Source organism: Streptomyces anulatus, assembly GCF_014650675.1.
Lineage (GTDB): Bacteria > Actinomycetota > Actinomycetes > Streptomycetales > Streptomycetaceae > Streptomyces > Streptomyces anulatus.
The window spans coordinates 116,786-138,391 of sequence record NZ_BMVK01000003.1 but is presented as its reverse complement, the minus strand read 5'-3'; the positions used below and the strand labels follow the sequence as shown (position 1 = coordinate 138,391).

The window sequence follows — 21,606 nt, the reverse complement described above, 5'->3', positions numbered from 1 at the left end:
GCGCTGAGTGCTCAGGCTGAGCCGCAGGCGCCTCCATGACTGAGTATTTGAATCCTATGCGGCTGTGGTAGGTCGCTTAAACTCCCAGTGGATCTCGGGGCGGGCCATAGCGAGCCTGCGGAGCATGTTCTGGAACCGATTCTCATTGACCTGAAACTGCCCGTACGGGCCCTTGCTGAGCGCGTCCATGATGTAGTCGAGCGCCGCACGCTCTCGCGCCTCGGAAGCGAGCACACTCACGTCAAGGACAAGGAGTTCGGGCCTGTAGACGACGAAGGCCCAGCGCTCGTCGGAGTAGAGCAAGCGCTCTGGGAACGTGCGCAAACCTCGGCGTACGATCTGAGTACGGACAGCCTGCAGGCGCGTGATCCGCAGACGATCCATCCCTTCCCAGTCGCGTACCCAAGCGTTGCGGATGACGACAGAGCCGTTGTTTTTGTCCACTTCAGCTTCGATCGAGTCGAGCGTGCTGGTGCGTACGTAGACCATGGACGCGCCTCTCCTATTAACCGTTCGTTAGCAGGGGACATCGTCACCGTCACGGCGCTTCTATGAACCGAATTGTTGAGTTTCCAACCCGCAGGGCTAGCTTGAGTGGTAATGCGGACGTTCGGCGGTGCTCTCCACCGACGGCGACGGCCTGGCTTGCCGCAACGGGAGGGATTGGCTGGTGGCGGCTCCGGTGAGGGAGGGCGAAGCGGGGCGACATACTCGCTGCGAGCTCTGTCATCTTGGTGGCACAGACCGCGGCAGGGGGTCTCAAGACCCGAGACGCGCTAGTTGTCGCGGTGTGATCTGGACGTCATCTGCCCCTTCGCCCGTAGCACGATCTTGGCGACATGGGGTATGCGGCGGGCACGCCAATCTCTAAGAGGTCTAGACAACAAGAAAGGCCCTGGTCGCTGACCAGAGCCTTCATCGTGGAGCGGGTGACGGGAATCGAACTCGCGCTCTGAGCTTGGGAATCAACGGTTCTTGAACGGCCGTATTGGCTCTGACCTGTGTGTTTGGCCGAGACGTGCGAGGTTGGCATGGCCAGGCATGGCCTCCTGGCACCGCACACGACCGCTGCTGTCCGCTCCGCTGGGCACGGATGGGGCATGAGCGGGAAGAGTGGGCGCCAGTACCGGAGACCCCCGGGGATGCCGCGCATCGGGGCAGTTCTGCGTCGTCGCCGAGACGCTGATGACGCATCTGGGCGGGCTCCGGGGTTCGCCGCATAGCCGGAGACGTTGTCTGTGAGCTTTCGCGTCTCCGCGGCCTGATTGCTGGGAAGTGTGACGGCGATGCGGGTCGTTGAGGATATCGGTAGAGGATTTCAGCTCGGCGCATCGGAGAAGGGTTGGGTAGTTCCTCCCCAAGTGAAAGTGAACTGGCCTTCCGCAACCTCATACCTGACGGTAGCGCCTGAACTTTCGATATCAAATCGTTCGTGAAGCCACCCGTCCATGGCCAGTGCCGCCGCCTCGGACCGATAGTCGCTCAGGGGGTAATCGAGTGAAGATGCGTGAATAAAAATTCCATCGGGGAGGAGTTTGCTCAAGGCGTGAGCATTTATGGAAACCCCGAATGCCAGCCAGGCGGCATCTTTCCAATGCAGGCCGGATGTGGGTAGGCCGAGCCAGACTTTTTTATAGATCTGCATGCTGTACGGTGGGATCTCGCGGGCAAGTGTGGTGGCTTCTGCTCGTAGGTTTACCGCGATCCCACCTGCCGGACCTCGGAAGCGGAACTTGAATACTTCGGTCATGATTTCCTTCAGTCGCCGAAATTGAGAAGATCGAAAATCCGCCTGTGAAAGTAGTGCTCGTCGCCCATCCCTGTGTGGCCTCGAATATAATCGAAGTCGTGAGGCTTTCCGTCTCCGTACAGGCGACTATATCTGTCCATGAATGCTTCTGCCTGGGCAGGGGACATCTCCACTACGTCGGCTTTATGTAGCGATGAAAAATCTGAGTCGGATATTCTGAATCTCAGAACTTCGACATCAGCGCCACGGCTGCGGAGCCGTTCCGCGTAGCGAGCTGCTTCCTCTGCTGACCCCCAAGAGTAGACGCCTTCTCCGTATTGTCCACGAATATCCTCTGTCGGCCAGGGTGTTCCGTCTCCTCGCAGACGAGTCGCGTTGGCAGCATCCTGGACGGAGTAGAACTCGTGATATTCGGGAGCGAGTCCGAGTGGGTCCGCCCAGGTATGAGGGTTGTGGACATAGGTGGACGGATTGGGAGCGGGAGTCAGCCCCAGAGGGTCCGGGGTGAGGTAGCGAGCGGTCTCGGGATCATAGTGACGGTGGTGGTTGTAATGTAGGCCGGTCTCGGGATCGAAGTACTGACCCGGGAACCGTAGTGGTGTGTAGGTGGTGCTGCCCTTGGCCCAGGCTGTCGTACCCCACAAGGCCGTGCGACTGTGCCAGGCAAGGGCGCCCGCCTCGTCAACGAGTTCGGTGGGACTGCCCACAAGGTCGGTGGCGATGGCGAAGAAGCGTTCGTCGATCGCTTTCTGGGATGCCTTCGCGTCCAGGAGACGTTCCGTCTGTGCCAAGGGGCGGGTGCCCTGATGGTCCCAGGTCAGGGTGACGGTGTGGGGCAGATCGGCCGATTCGGTGGACTGTTCGCAGAGGGTGGTGCCGTCCCAGGTGAAACGGGTCTCCTCCAGCACCGTCTCGCCGTCCTGGGAGAGACGCTGCTTCGCTGTGCGCCGCCCCAAGGGGTCGTACCGGTAGTGCCAGCGGGTGCCGTCGGGCGTGACAGTGGAGACCAAGCGGTTCTCCGCGTCCCATGCGTATCGCCAGGTGTCGGGTTTCCGGGAGAGCCGGGCTATCTGGCGCAGGACGATACGCCCGGCTGTGTCATGTTCGTAGCGCACCTTCCCGGCCTTCACGAGGGTCGTGCCCGTGTATTCGCGCGCGCCGGCCGCATCGCTGCCGGGGTGGAACGAGGGCCAAGAGGCTGAGGTCTGATTGCCCGCAGTGTCGTACGCGTATGTCTCGGTCCAATTGGCGGCGGTGACCTCGGTGACTCGTCCTGCCTCGTCGAGGCCGAAGCGGTGAAGGCCGCGCGAGGCGTCGTCCATCGTCTTGAGATGGCCATCGGCCCGGTAGCTGTAGGAGCGGCGGTTCACCAAGCGGTCGCCCGCCAGCAGGTGCTGCGCGGACAGACGGCCCGCCTCGTCCCAGGCCGAGGTCAGGGTGATCATGTCGCCGAAGGCGCGTTGTACCTCGCGACCGATGGCGTTGTAGGTGAAGGTGACGTGGTGGTCGCCGCTGTTCAGACCGGTGAGACGTCCGGCCGGATCGTACTCGCGCGTGGTGCGCTTCCCTGTGGGAGTGGTCCGGTGGGTACGGCGGCCCAAGGCGTCGTGCGCGAAGGTGAGCACACGACCGTCGGCCAGTTCCGTCTTGACGTGCCCCCCGCGCCCATATTGGTACATGAGGTCGCCGTCCGGCCCGGAAGCCTCCACCAGACGTCCAGCACGGTCATAGGTATACGCGGTGACCCGGCCCGCAACGTCTTTCCCCACCACCCGGCCGAGCGAGTCGTGCGTGTAGGTGATGGTCTCGCCAAGCGGATTGGTGCGCGCGCTGATCTGTCCGGCGGAGTTCCGGTGGTAGACGTGGACACGACCGTCGAAGTCCGACTCGGAGACGAGCCGCCCGGCATCGTCATAGGTGTACGACCAGGTCAGGCCCTGCGGATTGGTGACCTGGGTCAGTCGCAGCTCCGCGTCGTGGGTGAACTCGTAGCGCGCGCCGTCCGGGCCCGTGCGTGCCTTGAGCAGGTCGAAGTGGGTGTATTCGAAACGGGTGACACCGCCGACCGGGTCGGTATGGGTGAGGCGGTTTCCTTCACCGTCGTAGGTCCAGGTCTCCGTCGTGCCGTCGGGTCCAGTGCGTTGCGCGAGATGGCCGTCGGCAGACCATGTGAAGACGGTGACCGCCCCCACAGAGTTCGTCACGCGCACGGTGCGGCCCAGGGAGTCCCGCTCGTGGCGGGTCACGCCACCCAGGGGGTCGGTGACCTCCAGTGGCAGCCCGGCCGGGTCGCAGCTCACCTGGGTGACATGTCCCAGCGGGTCGCTGACCGAGACGAGACGGCCCTGTGCGTCGAAGCCGTAGCGAGTGCTCTGTCCGGCGGGGTCGGTCACAGCGATGCGATTGCCCCGGTCGTCGAACTCCTGCTCCCAGCGAGCGCCGTCGGGCCCGGTGAACCGGCTGGGTAGACCGAGTTGGTTGCGGTCCGTGCGCTGTTCGCTGCCGTCGGGACGGATGATCGAGGTGAGTCTGCCCGCCGCATCGTAGGCGAAGGCGGTGGTGTGCCCGACGGGGTCGGTACGGGTCAGTTGACGGCCCGAGGCATCGTAGGAGAAGTGTGTGGTGTTGCCCAACGGATCGGTGGTGGCCAGGATGCGGCACGCGCCATCGATCAGGTGCTTCGTACTGCGCCCGTCGGCCGTGGTCAGCGTGGTGAGACGTCGACCGGTTGAGGTATCGGGCTCGCCATGGGTGAGAGCGAGCTGGAAGTGACCTGCCTCGCCCCCTTCGGCGATCACTCGGTCTTGGTCGTCGTAGGCGTATGCGTAGCACGAGCCGTTGGAGTCGGTCCAGGAAGTGACCCGGCGGCGGCCATCGTAGGTGAACGTCAGTGACGCGCCCGACGGCTTGGTGACGGTGACGAGGTTGCCATCCGCGTAGCCGTACCCCATGAGGCGCTTCGGCGCGTCACCGTCGACGTGGTCGCTCGCCGTGCGCGGTGAACCGACGAGGTCGAGCGCGGTGACGAGGCCGGAGGCCGTCGTGGTCCGGATCTGGTATCCCGCCGCATGCACGAGCGCCAGGGGGGTGCCGTCCTCGGCGCGGTCGATGGAGATGCTCTGCCCGCTCCGGTCGGTGATCTGGACGAGCCAGGCAACACCGTCTCCACCGGGTTCGCACCCGGGCGGAGCGGCGAAGTGGCGTACGAGACCGGTTGAGGGATCGGCGACGGTGTAGTCGCCGCCTACCTCGCGGCCCAGGATGCCCCGCGTGGTCCCGGAGCCCGGGAGAGTGGGCAGCCCTGGCACGGGATGGGGGTAGGTGATCAGCAGGCCATCGTCGGTGACGTGGATGACGCCGTTGGCGTCGATCTCCAGGCGTTCGTCGACGGTGGAGGACCAGGAGGGGCCGAAGAACCTGCCCGCGGTGTAGCCCGACTCCACCCGGCGGGTGAAGGCCAGGGGCAGCACCCCGGGCAGGACCACGTCGGTCTGGGGCAGAAACATACGCCCGGAGGCGAGGTCGACCGGGTCGGTGCCCTGGATGGTGCGAATGCCGTCAGGGCGGTTGTGGGTGCCCTCGGGAGCGGCACGCTCCAGTCTGCGTGCGTCGGAGGCTATGTCGGCAGCTTCCTTCACCACCCGGGCGCCCTTGACACCGGCCCCCGCGCCGCCGGTCGCGGCGGTGAGGGCCAGGTCGGGCAAGAGCCGCCCGAATCCTTCGGCGGGGTCCTTCATGAAGTCGGTGATCATCTGCTTGCCGGTGCCCCAGGGGTCGTTGGCGACCCGGACGAGCCCGGCGGCGGTGTTGTTGAGTGCGAGCGCGTACTCCGCGGGGTGGGTGATGTTGTACGGATCGGTCGGGTTGACGCTGCGCGCGAAGTTCAGGATGCCTGCCGCGCCCTTGACGACGCCGCCCGCGATGTGGGTCTGGATCACCTGGTACTCGGCGAGCCCGTCCATGGCCTGCTCGGAGTACCGCGGCTTCTCCGGCGCGGAGTCCCGGGCCGCGGTGACGGCCTTGCGCGCGGTCTCGGCCGCCGTGTTGCGCTGCTTGCGCGCCTCCGCGAGCAGCGACTGGGCCTCCTCCATCCGCCCCGTGCCGGGGTCGCTGAACGTACCCGGCTTGGGCGGCAGCGAGGAAGGGTCACGCTGGTCGGAGGGCTTGGCGTTGTAGGCGTCGACGGCCTTGTTGTACGTGGTCGTCTTCTCGTTGTGCGCGTCCCTGGCGTCCTCGGACGCCTTGGTCCCGGCCTTCCACTTGTCGATCGCGGTCTGGGCCTGCCCCTGCGCCCATTCCACGGTCCCGGCGAAGGAGTCGAGCGCACCGGCGGCCTTCTCGAAGGCGTCGGCGGCCTTGAACCACTTCGGCGGCTCGATCGACACGGAGTCCCGGAAGGCGTCCGCGGCCTGCCCCTTGAGCGCGGAGGAGTCGACTCCCTTGAGCCCGCCGCCGACCTGGTCGAACGCGCCTTGGAGTTTACGCAGGTGGGAGGCGGTGGACCGGATCTCGGACGGGCTGCCGTAGATGAGCTTGGTCTTGTCCTCGGTCTGCCCGAGGTCCATCTCGTCGACCTCGGCGCCCATCCGGTTCGCGACGGACCGGGACTTCTCCCGTACCCAGTCCGCCCCGGTCTCCCAGCCGGCGTCGTCGAGCCGGTCGCCGGCCCAGTTCCCGGCGTCCTCGACCCGGTCGCCTGCCCACTCGACACCGTCCTCGACGGCGTCCTCGACGACATCGGGCGTGATGTCACTGACGAAATCTTTGAAGCCCATGACCTAGTTCCCCCCGTCGCCCTGCTCCTGCTGCTGCCGTGCCCGCTCCTCGGGGGATGGCCCGAACGTGTCGTCCACGGACCGGTCGAACGCCTGCTGATCCACGCCGAACAGCTCGTTCAGCTGCTCGGCCTGCCGCCCACCGTTCCCTTCCGTGACGAGTGCCCGCCCGGTGTCCTTCCAGGTCTGCCCGGCCTCGTCGGCGGTCCGCTCGAACGACTCCTGGCTGTAGTCGGGGCTCAGGTAGTCGGGGGTGAACACATCGCCCCAGTCCTGCTGGACGATCTCGTCCTCGGAGGCGTGCGGATTTCCCACGCCCGCGTTCACGGCGATCTTCAGCGTGCCCTGGACGTACTGGTCCTCCTCCCAGACGATCCCCGCCGCCAGCCCCAGCTTCGCCGCGATGGCGTTGGCGTCCTGGACCAGCGCCCGGACACCCCACTCCCACCGCTCGCAGAAGTCCTCGAAATCCACCGAAAGCCCGTGATGCCCGGCCTCCATGCCGGTCATCGACAACTCGGAAAGCCCCTTGCCGAGCACGGCCCCCGTACCGGTACCGATCTCCTTCAACTCCGCCACGGCTTCCCGCAGCCCGGTGGTGATCAGCTGAACACTGACCGGATCGACGTTGAGGTCTTCGGCCCCGCCACCGCTCACAGCCCTGCCCCTTCGCCCTTTGCGTCTCCGTGGACAGCCCGGGTATCCGGTACGTCCGCATCGACGGCGACGGCATCCGGCACGATCCCCACCACCGGCGGAAACAACATGGCCCCGTCCGGATCGGCGACGTTCACGGCGACCCCGGCCGGCACCCCCATCGCCGGGATGACCTCATCCAGCAACCGGGCCCCGCGAAACGCGGCGTACTCCCAACTCCTGGAGGCGGCCCCGGCCGCCCCCTCCACCACAGCCCGCTCCTCGGCGAACCGGGCCAACGCGGTCTCATCGGTGAACCCGCACACCCACCGCACCCCACCGAACTCAGCGGTCCAGAGCCCACCCCGGTCGTACGGCACGAGCACGAGGGCCCGCCGCAGCTCACCCACGAGCGCCCCCGGGTCCCCGACCCCGGCCCGCCGCTCGGCAATCCGATCCGTCAGTGCTGCCCCGTCACCCACTGGAAGCCCTCCCCGTACGTGAGCTGTCACCCTTCACCACTGCACACGCTAGAACACCACGCTCGCTGGCAACCCCGTAGTTCCAGCCGTCCCCATAGCCTCCACAGTCGGGCCGATCCCGAACACAAGAAAGGCCCTGGTCTCCGACCAGGGCCTTCATCAAAGAGCGGGTGACGAGAATCGAAATCGCGCTCTGAGCTTGGGAATCAGCGGCTCTTGGGCAGTCAAAGTGCCTTTGAGCTGCATGTTCGTCTGGGTGGGGCGAGGTTGGCGCGGTCTCTGGGCACTGCTCTTGACCGCTGTTGTCCGCTCCGAAGGGCACGGATGGGGCACGGTCGTTGAGGTCTGAGCAGCCTGATGTGCATCCTGTTAGCACATGGTCTCTATACAGTCATCAGTCTTCGTGCGGAACTTCCAGCTCCTGGAGTCGTTCGCCGATGTCGTCGCCCCATGCCTGTGCCCACTGCCGCAGCCCGGTGATTGCCTGCTCGTCGAGTCCGTAGGCGGCGAATTCTGTGTCGTCGATCCAGTCGGCTCCGCCCAGTCGCGCTTGGAGCTCGCTCAGATCGAAGGAGTCGCGGGCATGGCGCCGTCCGAGTTCCTCGAGTTCGGCATGGCTCCAGCGGTTCGCGGCGGCCTGTACGTCGATCAGGTCCCTGGCGAGTCCGCGGTCGGCCAGTGCGCGGACCTTGGTCCCAACGACATCTTCCAGAGACAGGACCAAGCCGTGCTCGGTATGTACGGGCGGCCGCCAGAGTGCTTCCTTGAGGATGTCGACCTCGCACTCTTCAAGGCTCGCGGGGTCGGTGACGATCAGGCGGGCGGAGAGAGGGTCTGTTTCCAGAGCACTGACCTGCCATCCGCGCTGTTCCAGGCCCATTCGCACGGAAGCGGCAATGTCTTCCATATGATCGGGGTTCTCGGTCGCGACATCGAGGTCCTGGCTGAGCCGATCGACCAGGCCGTGTGCCTGGACCGCGTAGCCGCCGGTTAGCGCCAAAGGGTAAGAGCCGCCTACGGCGAGCACGTCTGCAAGAAGGCGACGGTGAAGGTCGGTGAGGTTCACGCAGCGGCCCGGGTGCTGTGGGCGAGTTCGTCGAAGGAGCGTTCCCACACTTCACGCACATCACGGCTGATCAGTGTGCGCAGTGTGGGCCACAAGCTGACGAGGAGGCCGCGATCGAGATACCGGACCAGATCATCGTGCTGGCCCTCGGCCAGCACGATGCGGTAGTAGCTCATCCGCAGCCGGGGCTGATCGAGATCGAACCTGGTCAGTCCCGACCACGCCAGGTGAAGTGGCAGGCCCACCGTGCCGTGCTCGGGGCCGGCGAGCTCGGAGAGTGCTGCGGGCAGACGCCGGGCGAACTTGGCGCGGCGGAGATCGGAAAGGCTGGGCTGTGATGCCATACGTCGATTATCCAGGGAGAGGTCGCCGAAGCCGACCGGACGGTGACAAGGTGCCGCATACAAGGAAGCCCCCGGCCGTTGGCCTGGGGTTTTTCGTAGAGCGGGTGACGAGAATGCAACCCGCGCTGAGCTTGGGGTCGCCGGCCGACCGGGACCGGCGCCCCAGCTCGGACGACCCGCCGGACGTCACTACAGGCTGGGGGAGTGCGCTGCTTCGAAGCCTGTTGGCGGCCAGGCGGCTTGAGCCTGCGGCCGTTCACTTGCGTACGGGGTGTGCGGTCTGGGCAACCAAGAAGCTGTCTGGTCCGGTCTGAACTAACTTAAACGGCCTGAATGAGACGGGGCACGAGGTACGCGGTTGGTTGACCTCGCTACGGAGGTGTCCCCAAGCTCTACTCGGAGCTGGTCGCCATTCGGTAAGCGGAAGCGCTCCCCCTCTTCCCCGGGACACGCTCAATCTGTCCAGCGTCGATCAGACGAAGGAAAATGGTTTTAACCTTATTCTCCGACCCAATTCCAGTTAGCGCTCGTACCGTCCGATTGTTGATTTCCTCGTGACTAGTGAGGTATTGCATTACTATTTCTTCAGGTGATCCCAGTCGCTCGTGACGGATGTTGACGAGGACGGAGTTTTCCAGTTCCTCGATTACGGGGTCTTTCAGTTTCAGCTTTTTCATGGCGGCAAACGCTGTGGCCAAACCCTCACCCACATCCTTGTTTGGTGGATCTGGGAACTTGTTAATTAGTCGAACGATTGCGCCATTGCGGGAAAACCGCTCTTTGAGAATGTTGCGAGTCGTGATGTGAGCAGGTAGGCGTCCGGGGCTCTCCACCTCAACCCGATTATCAAAAATTCTGACGTGCACGTCGTCTGCGGTTCCGTAGTCCCTATGGATTACGGCGTTCGTGATGATCTCGTGCAGAGTTTCAAACGGATACGTGATCGGTGCGAGTCCTTCAGGGCCGAGTATCTTCACCTCTTCGATCAGTTCAGAGGTTTTTGCTACGGCTGCCTTGATTTGTCCGTAGAGAGAGCCCTCGACAGTTAGAGGGTCGAACGCAAGATTCTCTCGCGAACCCTGTGGGTCGGTAGTCTTGTACCTGTAGATTTTGATGGCACAGCGCTTGGGTAGCGGAGCTTGTGGCTCATCTGAGTAGAGAAGGAGACCCGCCACTGTGGGTTTATCTCCCACGATCATCATTTGTTTCCGCAGCCACGGTTCAGGTTCTCCGGTGGGGACGCTGCTGAGCATGAAATCGATTATGGTTAGCGAATTAGTGATTATATCGATCGGGGCTGGTACAGTTTCGGATTCGAAAGACGTGATGCCCTTGTTTCGGCGCAGGCCTTCAAGACGGTCTGCGCCTACTGGGAGGCTTTGGCTCCCGCGGCGGACGTACGGTTTCCCGTCGCTGGCGCGCTTGATTTCCTTGGTCTTTTGGATGATTACATGCAGGACTAGGCCGGGATGCCCGTCGCATTGCATGAATTCATAAAGGAAATCTCCACCGAGTGGAAATAGCTCTTCAAATACTTGCAGATGCCCGTTGGCTGCTTCCATATTATCGAATCCGCGCCAACTGTGATTCTTTCCATTGGGCCCTTCGTCAATTCCGACATAAAGTTCTCCGCCATCTGCGTTAGCGAAAGCAGAAATGGCCTTCGTGAGCTTTGCCGGTGAGATATCGATTGCCTTCAGGTCCTCGAAATGGCCTTCCTCTATCTGAAGGATCTTGTAGACCTGGTTCTTAGGTACCGAGATTTTTTGAATCGACATTCGGCGGTAGCCTCCCCGTGCCTAGCCCGTTCCGGTGATCTTACCCAGTCGGTCTCGTGCTGGGGGAGTAGACGCGTAAGCCAAGGTCGGTGAAGCGGCTTTGGGTTGGAGCTGTTTTGGTGCGAATGATCTTGACCTCGTAGGCGTCGGCGTGTCGGGCAGTCTGTGGACCTGCCCGTTACCTCGATCCTTCGTGCCGGTCCGCCGGCTTCTTCGGTGTGCCGTTTTAGTTGTTTGGGCTGGTGGCGGTCAGGCTGATGGCCCGGCTGTCGCGTCGGGTGAGCGCCGGTTTCCACGGTCCCGTGGGGTGTTGCCGCTCGCAGACAAGGGAAGCGCGATGTTGCTGCAGTGCCCGGCTGAGCCGGTTGGAAGGACACTTACGGCATGCCAATGGCATGCGCCGTGACGGTGGTCAAGACAGCAACAAGGCCCTGGTCTCCGACCAAGGCCTTCATCAAAGAGCGGGTGACGAGAATCGAACTCGCGCTCTGAGCTTGGGAATCAACGGTTCTTGGACTGGTGCAGTCGCCCTGACCTGCATGTTTGTCCGGTCCAGGTGCGGTCGGCGAGGTCTCTGGAAGCCGCACTTGACCGCTGCTGTCCGCTCCGAAGGGCACGGAGCCCTCACCGGGGAGAGCGACCACAACCCCGACACGGCCATCGCGAGCGCTGTCCGTTGCGAGGTCGCCGAGCCGTGGAACGAACGGTGCTGCCGTACCTAACTCGGCTCCCTGCGAGGGAAGATGAGAAGAACGTCGTCGCGTCATGCCCCGAAGTTAGGGACAGGACGATCCTCGAATATGAGCCGGAGGAATACGACCCCTATCCGTCCAGGTGAAATCGGTCGGACATGTGCCGCAGCTTCTCCCTCGTGGCTGCCCGTTCCGCGTAGACGATGCTGCGAAGCGTTGAACGGGCGATGGGATGGTTCCGTACGAGCTGCGGCGCGATCCGCTCAGCCGTCTCCAGCTCGGTGAGGGCCTTTGCTCGGTTCCCGTCCCACAGCCAGGCCCGTGCGACGTCCATGTGGTGGTGACCCTGACGGGAGTTGGGCAGTGCCCCGACCAAGCTCGGGCTGGTACGGCGGTTTATCTCCAGAGCTTTGCCCTGCTTGCTCATTTCCAGGGCCACGCTGATCGCGTGGATCTGCACGTTCCCAGCGGAGAACGTCAGCGAATGCCGGTCGTACACCGGTGCGCCGACGTACGCGTCCACGCGTTCCGCCGCGTCCTTCGCATGTCCGATGCGGTCCTCCGCTTCCGATGGGCGGCCGGCCCGAGCGGCGGAGATGGCCGCCCGTAGTTGTAGCGTGCCCCAGGCCCGCATGGCCAGCGGGTCACCATGCTCGTACGGCTGTTGCACCGAGGCGATCGCCTTGTCCGAGAGCGTCAGAGCGTCGGCCCAGTCAGCCGTCGCCCACATGTCCCAGACGCGCATCCAGTCGGCGACGGCAGGCAGCACCGGATCTCCCGACAACCTGGCTGACCACGCGGCTCGTTCGCATGCCATGGCCACCAGCTCGGGATGCCCGAGGGCGTGCGCCGCGGTGTGCGCGAACTTGCAGCACACGGCGTAGACGGCGTACGCCTCTTCCCGATCGTGCCCGTCCGAGTCCTCCGCCAGAGCGCGCGCTTCCCGGAACAGATCCGGGAGAACTCGGAGAATCCCGACGTTGGAGGCGGTGTCCCGCAGGCGGTGAAGCCGGGTCACCTCACGCCACAGCTGTGATGCCGGTCGCGGAGCCCCGTCGAAGACGGGGACGAGGTCGTAGCGACGCAGCTCGCGCAGGATCGACGAGGCGGCGATCTGCCACTGGCTGTCGTCGGGAGAGCTGCTGTACGGGCGTCCGATCAGGTCGTTCGGATGGACGTGCAGCTCTGCGGCCACCTGATTGAGCAGCCCGACCCGGTCCAGCTCGATCAGGCCACGCTCCATCTTCGACACCCAGCCCTGCGACTTCCCGAGGGCCGTCGCCAGGTCGGCCTGCGGCATGCCCAGCCGCAGCCTCGCCCTGCGAGCGCGCTTGCCGATCTCCTCGGCTTCCTCCAGCATCAGGACACCTCCCGGCCGCCGGACGATCCGGCGCGACCGCCGGTCTGTCCGTACAGAGTTCGTCTCCTGCACGGTACCCATGACGAGGCTTCGGCGTGAGACGAGCTGCCAGGACAGTGGAGGGCCACGGCTCGTGTACCGCTGTCGTGCTCTGAATGGTCAGTCCAAGAGCCCGGAGGCACTTCTGTCCTCCATCAGTGCCCGGACCGCCACGAGGTGTTGATTCTGTAGCCGTTGGTGCCGGGCGGCAGCGGATCATGGGATGAGGAACACTCCACGTCGCAGACCGCCGGAGGCAGCCAGTGATCACCGTGACCGTGCTCCACCCTGGATCCATGGGCGCGGCGATCACCGCCGAGATCGTCGCCGGCGGCCATGAGGCGCTGTCGGTGACCAAGTGCCGCAGCGAGCACACGTGGCGCCGCGCGAGAGAGGCCGGTGCCACTGCGTGCGACTCGCTCCCGGAAGCGCTGTCGCGCAGCGCGATCGTTCTCTCGGTCTGCCCACCGCAGGCGGCGGAGGACGTTGCAGCGGCGGTGGCCGCACACGGCTTCGCGGGGGTGTACGTCGATATCAACGCCATCAGCCCTCAACGCGTACGGCGCATCGCTGACGAGATCCGCCCCGGCTCCGCAGTCGTCGACGGTGCCGTTTTCGGTCAGCCGCCAGGCGATGGGCGCGCGACGCGGCTCTATCTTGCAGGGGCCGACTCCGCCGTCGAGCCGGTGGCGTCGCTGTTCACGGACTCTGCGCTGCACGTGTGCCGCGTCGGGGACACACTCGGTTCCGCTTCCGCGCTGAAGATGGCCTTCTCCAGCTACCAGAAGGCCGCCCGCACCCTCGCCGGAGTCGCTCACGCGCTCGCCGACGCCCATGGAGTCGGTGATCAGCTCACAGCCGAAGCCGAGGTCATGATCTCCGCGATCCTCTCCGATCCGGAGTATCTACCGAGCGTGGCAGCCCGAGCCTGGCGCTGGGCGCCCGAGATGGAAGAGGTCGCCGATACTCTCCGCGCGGCTGACCTGCCCACGGACATGGCCGAAGCCACGGCTCGGGTGCTCGCCTACTGGGAGCAGGACAAGGACCAGTTCGACCTGCCGGTCGTGCACACACTCTCCCAGCTCCGGTCAGAGAAGAGCCGTTGAATTCGGGCACGGATCGGGCACGCGGCACCTACGCAGGTTCAGACAACAAACAAGGCCCGGGTCAATTGACCTGGGCCTCAGTCGTGGAGCGGGTGACGAGAATCGAACTCGCGCTCTGAGCTTGGGAAGCTCATGTTCTACCATTAAACTACACCCGCGAAGCGTGCCGATCACCGGCGCTGCATCGTTCCACACTCTACCCCATGCCAGGCCCCCGGCGGATGAGCCGTGGGGCCTCCGTGTCGTGTGTCCGGTGGGGGAGGGTGGGTGGACGGGGGTGTGATGGGCGGGAGTTGGGGGCGTAGCGTGGGTGGTCGGAGTGCCGCGTGGAGTGGCGTCCCGTTCATCCCCTAATGTGGCTTTCTCGTCCATATGTGGTTGGGGAAGGGACTTGATGGAGTCGATGGAGCGCACCGTCGTCCGCTGTGCCGAAGGGCATGTTTTCGCTACCTCGTCGTTCCCGATGCAGCAGCTCGGGGCCGGCCGGATCGGGCCCGGGCGGTTGATCCGGTGTCCCCGGTGTGCGCGGTTGCGGCAGGCCGTGCCGGTGGCGTTCGAGAAGCGGTAGCGGGCGGACGCGGGAAAGACGAGCGGACGCGGGAAAGAGATGTAGCGGGGTGGAGGTGTTCCGCAGGCGCGCGGGTGGTCCGGTTGGGGCGGGCTCGCGCGTTCTGCGTATCCTCGGTGGGTGCTTCTCTCAGACAAGGACATCCGGGCCGAGATCGACGCCGGCCGAGTCCGTATTGATCCGTACGACCCTTCGATGGTGCAGCCGTCGAGCATCGACGTGCGGCTGGACCGCTACTTCCGGGTGTTCGAGAACCACCGGTACCCGCACATCGATCCGGCCGTCGAACAGCCCGATCTGACCCGTACGGTCGAGCCGGAGGGCGACGAGGCGTTCATCCTGCACCCCGGGGAGTTCGTGCTGGCGTCCACGTACGAGGTGATCTCGCTGCCCGATGATCTGGCCTCGCGGCTGGAGGGCAAGAGTTCGCTCGGGCGGCTCGGGCTGGTGACGCACTCGACGGCCGGGTTCATCGACCCCGGGTTCTCCGGGCACGTGACCCTGGAGCTGTCGAACCTCGCGACCCTGCCGATAAAGCTCTGGCCGGGCATGAAGATCGGGCAGCTGTGCCTGTTCAAGCTGACCTCGTCCTCCGAGTTCCCGTACGGCTCCGAGCGGTACGAGTCGCGGTACCAGGGGCAGCGGGGCCCGACGGCCTCGCGGTCGTTCCAGAACTTCCATCGGACCCAGGTGTGATCAATCATGGCGAGTGACGAGCGGGAAAACCTGACGTACGAGGGCTTCGGGCGGGCCGTGCGCGAGCTGGCGCAGGCCGTCGCCGACGACGGGTACGAGCCCGATGTCGTCCTCAGCATCGCTCGGGGTGGTGTCTTCGTCGCCGGTGGGCTCGCCTACGCGCTCGACTGCAAGAACATCCATCTCGTCAATGTGGAGTTCTACACCGGGGTCGGCACGACCCTGGAGATGCCCGTCATGCTGGCGCCCGTGCCCAACGCGATCGACTTCTCGGAGAAGAAGGTTCTGATCGCTGACGATGTCGCTGATACGGGCAAGACGCTCAAGCTCGTCCACGACTTCTGCGTCGACCATGTCGCCGAGGTGCGCAGCGCCGTCATCTACGAGAAGTCCCACTCCCTCGTGAAGTGCGAGTACGTGTGGAAGAAGACCGATCAGTGGATCAACTTCCCGTGGAGCGTGGAGAAGCCCGTCGTGCGGCGGGACGGGCAGGTTCTCGACTCCTGACCTCACTTGTGCAGTGTGCAGGAGTGCGTGAGAAGGCCCCCTGAGCGTGTTCTGTGCTCCGGGGGGCCTTCTCCTGTACTGCGCGGTTTTCTCAGATCGTGCCCAGCTTGATGATCGACAGCAGCGCGATCAGCTGGATCGCCGATGCTCCCAGCGCCTTCGGCCACGGCAGGTCGTGCGACTTGCTGACCATCGACGTGAACAGCGCCCCGGCCGCCAGCCAGGTCAGCCAGCCCACGATCTGGACCAGGGAGTTCTCGCCGCCCAGGAAGACGGCGAAGAGCAGGCGCGGGGCGTCGGTCATCGACATGATCAGCATCGACAGGCCCACCGTCGGCTGCCACGAGCCCGTGCCGCCGAGCTGGCGGGCCAGGGTGTGGGTCACCGCGCCGAGGACCAGGCCGCCGATGACGAAGCCGACGCCGGTGAACAGGACGTACGGGATCGCCGTCGAGATCGTCGCGTTGATCGCTTCTTCGCGCGCCTGGTCGAAGCCGAACAGCGCGAGCAGGCCGTAGAGGAACGTGACGACCAGCGCCGGGCCCCAGACCGGGTAGTCCCGCATCTGCCAGAACGTCGGTCCCGGGCGCGTCACGATGCCGGTCAGCAGTTCCTTCCAGCGCAGGCGCGGGCCCGTCGGCTGGGCGGGGGCGGCACCGGCCTGGTAGGTGTTGCCGTCGCCGTAGGCGTCCTCGTCGACGCGGAACGCCTGCGTGTGACCCGGGTTGTTGGCGTACGGGTCGTGGGGCGCGGGGTCCGCGTACGGGTCGCCGAAGTACTCCGGTTCACCGTGACCGCCGTGACCGCCGTGAGGCCCCTGGCCGTGTCCGGCCTGACCGCCGTGTCCTCCTGGCCCGGGGCCCGCGTAGCCGCCACCGGTGTTGTACGGGGCGCCTTGCGGAGGGCCGTACGGCGGTGGCGCCCCGCCGTTGCCGGGGGCTCCTGCCGTCGGCCACGGCTGAGCACCGTACGGCGGCTGTGGTGCCTGCCCTCCGTACGGCTGCTGCCGCTGCTGCTGCGGTTGTTGCGGGGTGCGGTTGTCCCGGCCGCGTCCGATCCTGAATCCAGCCACCCGTCGAACGTACCTGGTCCCCGGGGGTGGGGAGTGGGGGCCGGGGGAACCCGTCCGCCATTGCGGCCGAGCTGTGACATCCCCTAGGGGCCGTACCCCGGGCCCTGGGAGGGGGAGTTCAGGGGAGGAACAGCGCCGTGGAGAAGGTGAGGACCGGCCTGTCCGTGTTACCCGCCGCGTAGAGGGCGATCAGATCCTGGCGCTCGCCCCGGTACGTCCGCACCACCGTGTCCGGCTTCTTGTCGGCGTCGTAGTCGCCGTGGTCGAGGAGGGCGGTGCGGGTGGTTCCCGTCGCGTTCAGCGGCGCCCTGGGGAGCTTCTCCGCGGCGAACGCGTACGTGCCGCCCGGGCGGGCCGGGCCCTTCGCGGAGCCGAGGAGGAGGGTGCCCTTGCCCGGCCGGCCGGGGGCGTGCGGGCGGGCGGCGGCGACGAGGTCGTCGTAACCGTCCCCGTCGGTGTCGGCCCTGGGTTCGGGGGCGTAGAGGTACGGGCCGCCGTCGGGGAGCAGTTCCGCGCTGCGCGGGACCCCGGTGCGGGTGAAGGGGCCGTGCAGGAAGGTGACCTGGCCGGCGCTGGCCGTGACCGCGAGGTCGGCCCTGCCGTCGCCGTCGAAGTCGCCGCAGACCGGCTGCTCGGGCCACTCGTTGCCGAACCGGGCCTGCTGCGGGATGCGTACGGTGACCGCCTTGCCCGTCAGGCCCTGCGGGGAGCCGAAGAGGATCTGGAGGGGGACGGGCGGGGCGCCGATGCCGTTGTACGGGGGGTCGGTGGAGACGATCAGGTCCGTGAAGCCGTCCCGGTCCAGGTCGCAGGCCGACTCGGCGTCGAACGCGGCGGGCAGGGTGTCGCCGGACTTCGCCGCGTTCGCGCGGGCGCTCAGCAGTTGCCGGGCGGCCGGGTCCAGGGGGCGGTCGTCGGAGCCGTAGACGATGCCGATGCCCGCGTCGTCGCCGTGGCTGTCCTCGGGGGCCTTCACCAGGTCGTCGATGACCAGGTCCCGGTGACCGTCGCCGTTGAAGTCGTACGGGACACGGCTGCCGGCGCCGCGCGGTACGGGGACGCGCGCCGTGCCCGCCAGGGTCTGCGCCTCCGGCGGGGTGTCGCCGTTCTTGGCCCCGGACCCGGATGCGGCGGAGGGCGGTGCGTCGGCGGCCGAGGGGCTTCCGCAGCCGGTGAGCACGAGCAGCAGGCCGGTGCAGCCCGCGGCGAGGACGGCCGTCGCCCTGGTGGTGACCGCTGCCTTCGGGTGCGTGATGCGTGGGCGCACGGGGGCCTCGTTCGTCGCTCGTTCGTTGTTCGTCGGGTGCGGTTCGGTGTGGTTCGGTGCGGTGTGGTGCTGTCCGCCGTCTGCCGGGGAGGGGTCCTGGCCCGTACCGGGTTTCTCCGGGGCACATGATGCTCCAGATACGCCGTCGCGTACATGTCCCGGCTCACATGCGGCGAGCGTCACTGCCGGGCCGGGACACCGGGCGCGGGGCGGGCGCGGGGCCGGGCACGGAAAAGCGGCCGGTCCTGCCCCCGAGGCAGGTCCGGCCGCTCATCGCGTTGATGCGCCAGGTCACTTTGCCGGTTCGGGCTCCGGTGCGTCCACCTGCTCCGGCTCGCCCGCCGGATCGGCCGGGGTCTTCACCGACTCCAGGAGGAGCTGCGAGACGTCCACGACCTGGATGGACTCCTTGGCCTGGCCGTCGTTCTTCTTGCCGTTGACCGAGTCGGTCAGCATGACGAGGCAGAACGGGCAGGCGGTGGAGACGATGTCCGGGTTGAGGGCGAGGGCTTCCTCGACGCGCTCGTTGTTCACGCGCTTGCCGATCCGCTCCTCCATCCACATCCGGGCACCACCGGCGCCGCAGCAGAAGCCGCGCTCCTTGTGGCGGTGCATCTCCTCGTTCCGCAGCCCCGGGACCTTCGCGATGATCTCGCGCGGCGGGGTGTAGATCTTGTTGTGACGGCCCAGGTAGCACGGGTCGTGGTACGTGATCAGGCCCTCGACCGGGGTCACCGGGATCAGCTTGCCCTCGTCGATGAGGTGCTGGAGCAGCTGCGTGTGGTGGATGACCTCGTACTCGCCGCCGAGCTGCGGGTACTCGTTCGCGATCGTGTTGAAGCAGTGCGGGCAGGTCGCGACGATCTTCTTCGACGACTTGGGCTTCTTCGTCGTCGTGTCTTCGTCGTCCTCGCCGTACGCCATGTTCAGCATGGCCACGTTCTCCTGGCCGAGCTGCTGGAACAGCGGCTCGTTGCCCAGGCGGCGGGCGGAGTCACCGGTGCACTTCTCGTCGCCGCCCATGATCGCGAACTTGACGCCCGCGATGTGCAGCAGCTCCGCGAAGGCCTTCGTGGTCTTCTTCGCCCGGTCCTCCAGGGCGCCCGCGCAGCCGACCCAGTACAGGTAGTCGACCTCGGTGAGGTCCTCGACGTCCTTCCCGACGATCGGGACCTCGAAGTCGACCTCCTTGGTCCACTCGACGCGCGCCTTCTTGGCCAGCCCCCAGGGGTTGCCCTTCTTCTCCAGGTTCTTGAGCATCGTGCCCGCCTCCGACGGGAACGAGGACTCGATCATCACCTGGTAGCGGCGCATGTCGACGATGTGGTCGATGTGCTCGATGTCGACCGGGCACTGCTCGACGCAGGCGCCGCAGGTGGTGCAGGACCACAGGACGTCCGGGTCGATGACGCCGTTCTCCTCGGCGGTGCCGATGAGGGGGCGCTCGGCCTCGGCGAGGGCGGCTGCGGGAACGTCCTTGAGCTGCTCCTCGGTGGCCTTCTCGTTGCCCTCCATGTCCTTGCCGCCGCCGGCCAGGAGGTAGGGAGCCTTGGCGTGCGCGTGGTCGCGCAGCGACATGATCAGGAGCTTGGGGGAGAGGGGCTTGCCGGTGTTCCAGGCGGGGCACTGGGACTGGCAGCGGCCGCACTCGGTGCAGGTGGAGAAGTCGAGAATGCCCTTCCAGGAGAACTGCTCGACCTGGGAGACGCCGAAGACCGCGTCCTCGGCCGGGTCCTCCCAGTCGATCTCCTTGCCGCCCGACGTCATCGGCTGGAGCGCGCCGAGCGCGACGTCACCGTCGGAGTTCCGCTTGAACCAGATGTTCGGGAAGCCGAGGAAGCGGTGCCAGGCGACACCCATGTTGGTGTTCAGCCCGACCGTGATCGCCCAGATCATCGTCGTACCGAGCTTGATCATCGCGAACAGGTAGACCAGGTTCTGCAGCGTCTCGACGCTCAGCCCCTTGAAGGCCAGCACCAGGGGGTACGAGGCGAAGTACGCGGGCCCGTAGCTGTCCACGTGGTGCAGCGCGCCCTCGAGGCCGCGGAGCAGCATGATCGCGGCGCCGATGATCAGGATGATCGCCTCGACGAAGTACGCCTGGCCCATCTTCGAACCGGTGAAGCGCGACTTGCGGCCCGCCCGCGAGGGCAGGTTCAGCTGACGGATCGCGATCAGGACGAGGATGCCGAGGGTCGTGCCGAGTGCGATGAACTCGATGTAGACCTCGTACGGCAGGAAGGTGCCGATGTACGGGAGCACCCAGTCGGCCTTGAACAGCTGGCCGTACGCCGTGACGATCGTCAGGCCCAGGGTCAGGAAGCCGACTGCGACGAACCAGTGGGCCACGCCCACGACCGCCCAGCGGTTCATGCGGGTGTGGCCGACGAACTCCTTGACCAGGGTGATCGTCCGTTGCATGGGGTCGTCGGTGCGGCTGCCTGCTGGTACCGGCTGTCCCAGACGGACGAAGCGGTAGATCTGCGCGACGGCTCGGGTGATGAGCGCAACGCCGACGACCGTCAGCACCAGCGACACAATGATCGCGGCGAGTTGCATTTCGGGGCTCCTCGGGCCTGCGAGAGCGGGATTCAGTTGACACTGCCCACTACTACTAAGCAGTAACTTAATTAGTCTGTGCTGACACTATCCACTTAGTCCACCCCGCTGCAGCCGGGTGAGCGGTGATCTGTGTCGCTCAGGTGTGCCTTGGTGCGGCGGATCGTCCGGAGCCCCGATCGCAGTGGACCGCAGGCGGCTTCGGTGAGGATCGCCAGGTCGAGCATCACTCCATGGTGCTCTGCGTAGTGCTGGTCCAGCAGGGCGGGGTCGTCCCACGGCATGCCGGAGCGGGCGCGCACCTGTGCGAGACCGGTCAGTCCCGGCCGCAGTTCCTGCCGCCACTGCCTCGCCCCGGGCCCTGCGGCGCGTGGGTCGCCCGGGGCCAGTGGAGCGGGCCCGACCAGGGAAAGCTCGCCGCGTACGACGTGCGGAAGCCGGGAGAACAGGTCCAGCCGGAGCCTGCGGGTGCGCAGGGTGCGCAGTTCGAAGACCCGGCCGCCCAGACCGCTCCGGGGCCTGCGGTCCCAGGCGCCGCCCGGGGCCTTCCGCGCGGTCAGGGCGAGGGCCGTAGCGGCGACGGCGGGGGCGGTCAGGAGCAGCAGGGCGGTGCCGAGAATCAGGTCCAGCGCGCGTCCGGCCGTGGTCCGTGGCAGGAACCGGTCAGCCAGCCACCCGGCCCGGTCGCCGAGGCCGGCCAGGCGGGCGACGTGGCGCGAGGGGAAGTGGCCCCTGGCCGTACCGCTCGCTGCCGGTCGGGGGTGAGGTCTCTCCTCGTACGGATGGGGGCCGCGCGGCTCCGTGACGTACGGCTCCGAGCGGGGTCGCGGCCGACCCCGGTGTTTCTGGTGCTTCTGGTTCTTCCGCCGTACGCGCGGCTTCCTCGCGTTCTGCATCGCGCCCGCCCGG

At 66.2% G+C, this 21,606-nt stretch carries 16 protein-coding genes and 1 tRNA gene; 3 read left to right on the top strand and 14 right to left on the bottom strand.

Going from position 1 to position 21,606, the window contains the following annotated elements; translation table 11 throughout:
* Positions 1-54: 54 nt before the first annotated feature.
* The 9 genes from IE272_RS09040 to IE272_RS09000 form a co-directional block, all read right to left on the bottom strand.
* Positions 55-489 (bottom strand): hypothetical protein, encoded by a 435-nt coding sequence (locus IE272_RS09040; RefSeq protein ID WP_190006606.1) that lies wholly within the window; start codon positions 487-489, stop codon positions 55-57.
* Positions 490-1,318: 829 nt separating this feature from the next.
* Positions 1,319-1,750: a hypothetical protein gene (locus tag IE272_RS09035; RefSeq protein WP_190006605.1), complete on the bottom strand. Its 432-nt coding sequence runs from the start codon at positions 1,748-1,750 to the stop codon at positions 1,319-1,321.
* A gap of 8 nt (positions 1,751-1,758) precedes the next feature.
* Positions 1,759-6,525 carry a putative T7SS-secreted protein gene (locus tag IE272_RS09030; RefSeq protein WP_190006604.1) on the bottom strand — a complete coding sequence of 1,589 codons (4,767 nt, stop codon included), beginning with the start codon at positions 6,523-6,525 and terminating at the stop codon, positions 1,759-1,761.
* A gap of 3 nt (positions 6,526-6,528) precedes the next feature.
* Positions 6,529-7,182, bottom strand: a complete 654-nt coding sequence (locus IE272_RS09025) for a hypothetical protein (RefSeq protein WP_190006603.1) — start codon at positions 7,180-7,182, stop codon at positions 6,529-6,531.
* Positions 7,179-7,643 carry a hypothetical protein gene (locus IE272_RS09020; RefSeq protein ID WP_073958209.1) on the bottom strand — a complete coding sequence of 155 codons (465 nt, stop codon included), beginning with the start codon at positions 7,641-7,643 and terminating at the stop codon, positions 7,179-7,181. Before IE272_RS09020 ends, IE272_RS09025 begins: the two co-directional genes overlap by 4 nt.
* 394 nt (positions 7,644-8,037) lie before the next feature.
* Positions 8,038-8,709: a nucleotidyl transferase AbiEii/AbiGii toxin family protein gene (locus tag IE272_RS09015; protein ID WP_190006602.1), complete on the bottom strand. Its 672-nt coding sequence runs from the start codon at positions 8,707-8,709 to the stop codon at positions 8,038-8,040.
* Entirely contained in the window at positions 8,706-9,053 is a 348-nt protein-coding gene (locus tag IE272_RS09010; RefSeq protein ID WP_190006601.1) for a transcriptional regulator, read from the bottom strand. The genes IE272_RS09015 and IE272_RS09010 overlap by 4 nt, the downstream gene beginning before the upstream one ends.
* 392 nt (positions 9,054-9,445) lie before the next feature.
* Positions 9,446-10,831, bottom strand: a complete 1,386-nt coding sequence (locus tag IE272_RS09005) for an RNA/DNA-binding domain-containing protein (RefSeq protein ID WP_190006600.1) — start codon at positions 10,829-10,831, stop codon at positions 9,446-9,448.
* 822 nt (positions 10,832-11,653) lie between these two features.
* A complete protein-coding gene (locus IE272_RS09000; protein ID WP_190006787.1) occupies positions 11,654-12,883 on the bottom strand; it encodes a helix-turn-helix domain-containing protein in 1,230 nt (409 codons plus the stop codon).
* A 302-nt stretch (positions 12,884-13,185) separates the two neighbouring features.
* Between IE272_RS09000 and IE272_RS08995 the strand changes: the two genes are divergently transcribed.
* Entirely contained in the window at positions 13,186-14,028 is an 843-nt protein-coding gene (locus IE272_RS08995) for an NAD(P)-dependent oxidoreductase (RefSeq protein WP_190006599.1), read from the top strand.
* A gap of 84 nt (positions 14,029-14,112) precedes the next feature.
* Here the strand turns inward: IE272_RS08995 and IE272_RS08990 are convergent.
* Positions 14,113-14,186, bottom strand: a tRNA-Gly gene (locus IE272_RS08990).
* Positions 14,187-14,716: 530 nt separating this feature from the next.
* On the opposite strand from IE272_RS08990, the gene dcd reads away from it, so the two are divergent.
* Both dcd and IE272_RS08980 read left to right on the top strand, forming a co-directional pair.
* Positions 14,717-15,292: a dCTP deaminase gene (gene dcd, locus IE272_RS08985; RefSeq protein ID WP_050358434.1), complete on the top strand. Its 576-nt coding sequence runs from the start codon at positions 14,717-14,719 to the stop codon at positions 15,290-15,292.
* A 6-nt stretch (positions 15,293-15,298) separates the two neighbouring features.
* Positions 15,299-15,799, top strand: coding sequence for a phosphoribosyltransferase (locus IE272_RS08980; protein WP_007452875.1), 501 nt, complete (start codon positions 15,299-15,301; stop codon positions 15,797-15,799).
* A gap of 91 nt (positions 15,800-15,890) precedes the next feature.
* Here IE272_RS08980 and IE272_RS08975 read toward each other — a convergent pair whose 3' ends face one another.
* The 4 genes from IE272_RS08975 to IE272_RS08960 form a co-directional block, all read right to left on the bottom strand.
* Entirely contained in the window at positions 15,891-16,871 is a 981-nt protein-coding gene (locus IE272_RS08975; RefSeq protein ID WP_050358435.1) for a Yip1 family protein, read from the bottom strand.
* A 118-nt stretch (positions 16,872-16,989) separates the two neighbouring features.
* The gene (locus tag IE272_RS08970) at positions 16,990-18,138 is read right to left on the bottom strand and encodes an FG-GAP repeat domain-containing protein (RefSeq protein WP_190006598.1); all 1,149 of its coding nucleotides are present in this window, start codon (positions 18,136-18,138) and stop codon (positions 16,990-16,992) included.
* A 291-nt stretch (positions 18,139-18,429) separates the two neighbouring features.
* Positions 18,430-20,697 carry a (Fe-S)-binding protein gene (locus tag IE272_RS08965; protein WP_190006597.1) on the bottom strand — a complete coding sequence of 756 codons (2,268 nt, stop codon included), beginning with the start codon at positions 20,695-20,697 and terminating at the stop codon, positions 18,430-18,432.
* A gap of 95 nt (positions 20,698-20,792) precedes the next feature.
* Positions 20,793-21,593, bottom strand: a complete 801-nt coding sequence (locus IE272_RS08960) for a sugar transferase (RefSeq protein WP_229897241.1) — start codon at positions 21,591-21,593, stop codon at positions 20,793-20,795.
* Between the last annotated feature and the right edge of the window lie 13 nt (positions 21,594-21,606).

Bases quoted from the DNA above. Each gene is read 5' to 3' on its own strand.
- IE272_RS09040 (WP_190006606.1), bottom strand. From the start codon at position 489: ATGGTCTACGTACGCACCAGCACGCTCGACTCGATCGAAGCTGAAGTG.
- IE272_RS09035 (WP_190006605.1), bottom strand. From the start codon at position 1,750: ATGACCGAAGTATTCAAGTTCCGCTTCCGAGGTCCGGCAGGTGGGATC.
- IE272_RS09030 (WP_190006604.1), bottom strand. From the start codon at position 6,525: ATGGGCTTCAAAGATTTCGTCAGTGACATCACGCCCGATGTCGTCGAG.
- IE272_RS09010 (WP_190006601.1), bottom strand. From the start codon at position 9,053: ATGGCATCACAGCCCAGCCTTTCCGATCTCCGCCGCGCCAAGTTCGCC.
- IE272_RS09005 (WP_190006600.1), bottom strand. From the start codon at position 10,831: ATGTCGATTCAAAAAATCTCGGTACCTAAGAACCAGGTCTACAAGATC.
- IE272_RS09000 (WP_190006787.1), bottom strand. From the start codon at position 12,883: ATGCTGGAGGAAGCCGAGGAGATCGGCAAGCGCGCTCGCAGGGCGAGG.
- IE272_RS08980 (WP_007452875.1), top strand. From the start codon at position 15,299: ATGGCGAGTGACGAGCGGGAAAACCTGACGTACGAGGGCTTCGGGCGG.
- IE272_RS08965 (WP_190006597.1), bottom strand. From the start codon at position 20,697: ATGCAACTCGCCGCGATCATTGTGTCGCTGGTGCTGACGGTCGTCGGC.
- IE272_RS08960 (WP_229897241.1), bottom strand. From the start codon at position 21,593: ATGCAGAACGCGAGGAAGCCGCGCGTACGGCGGAAGAACCAGAAGCAC.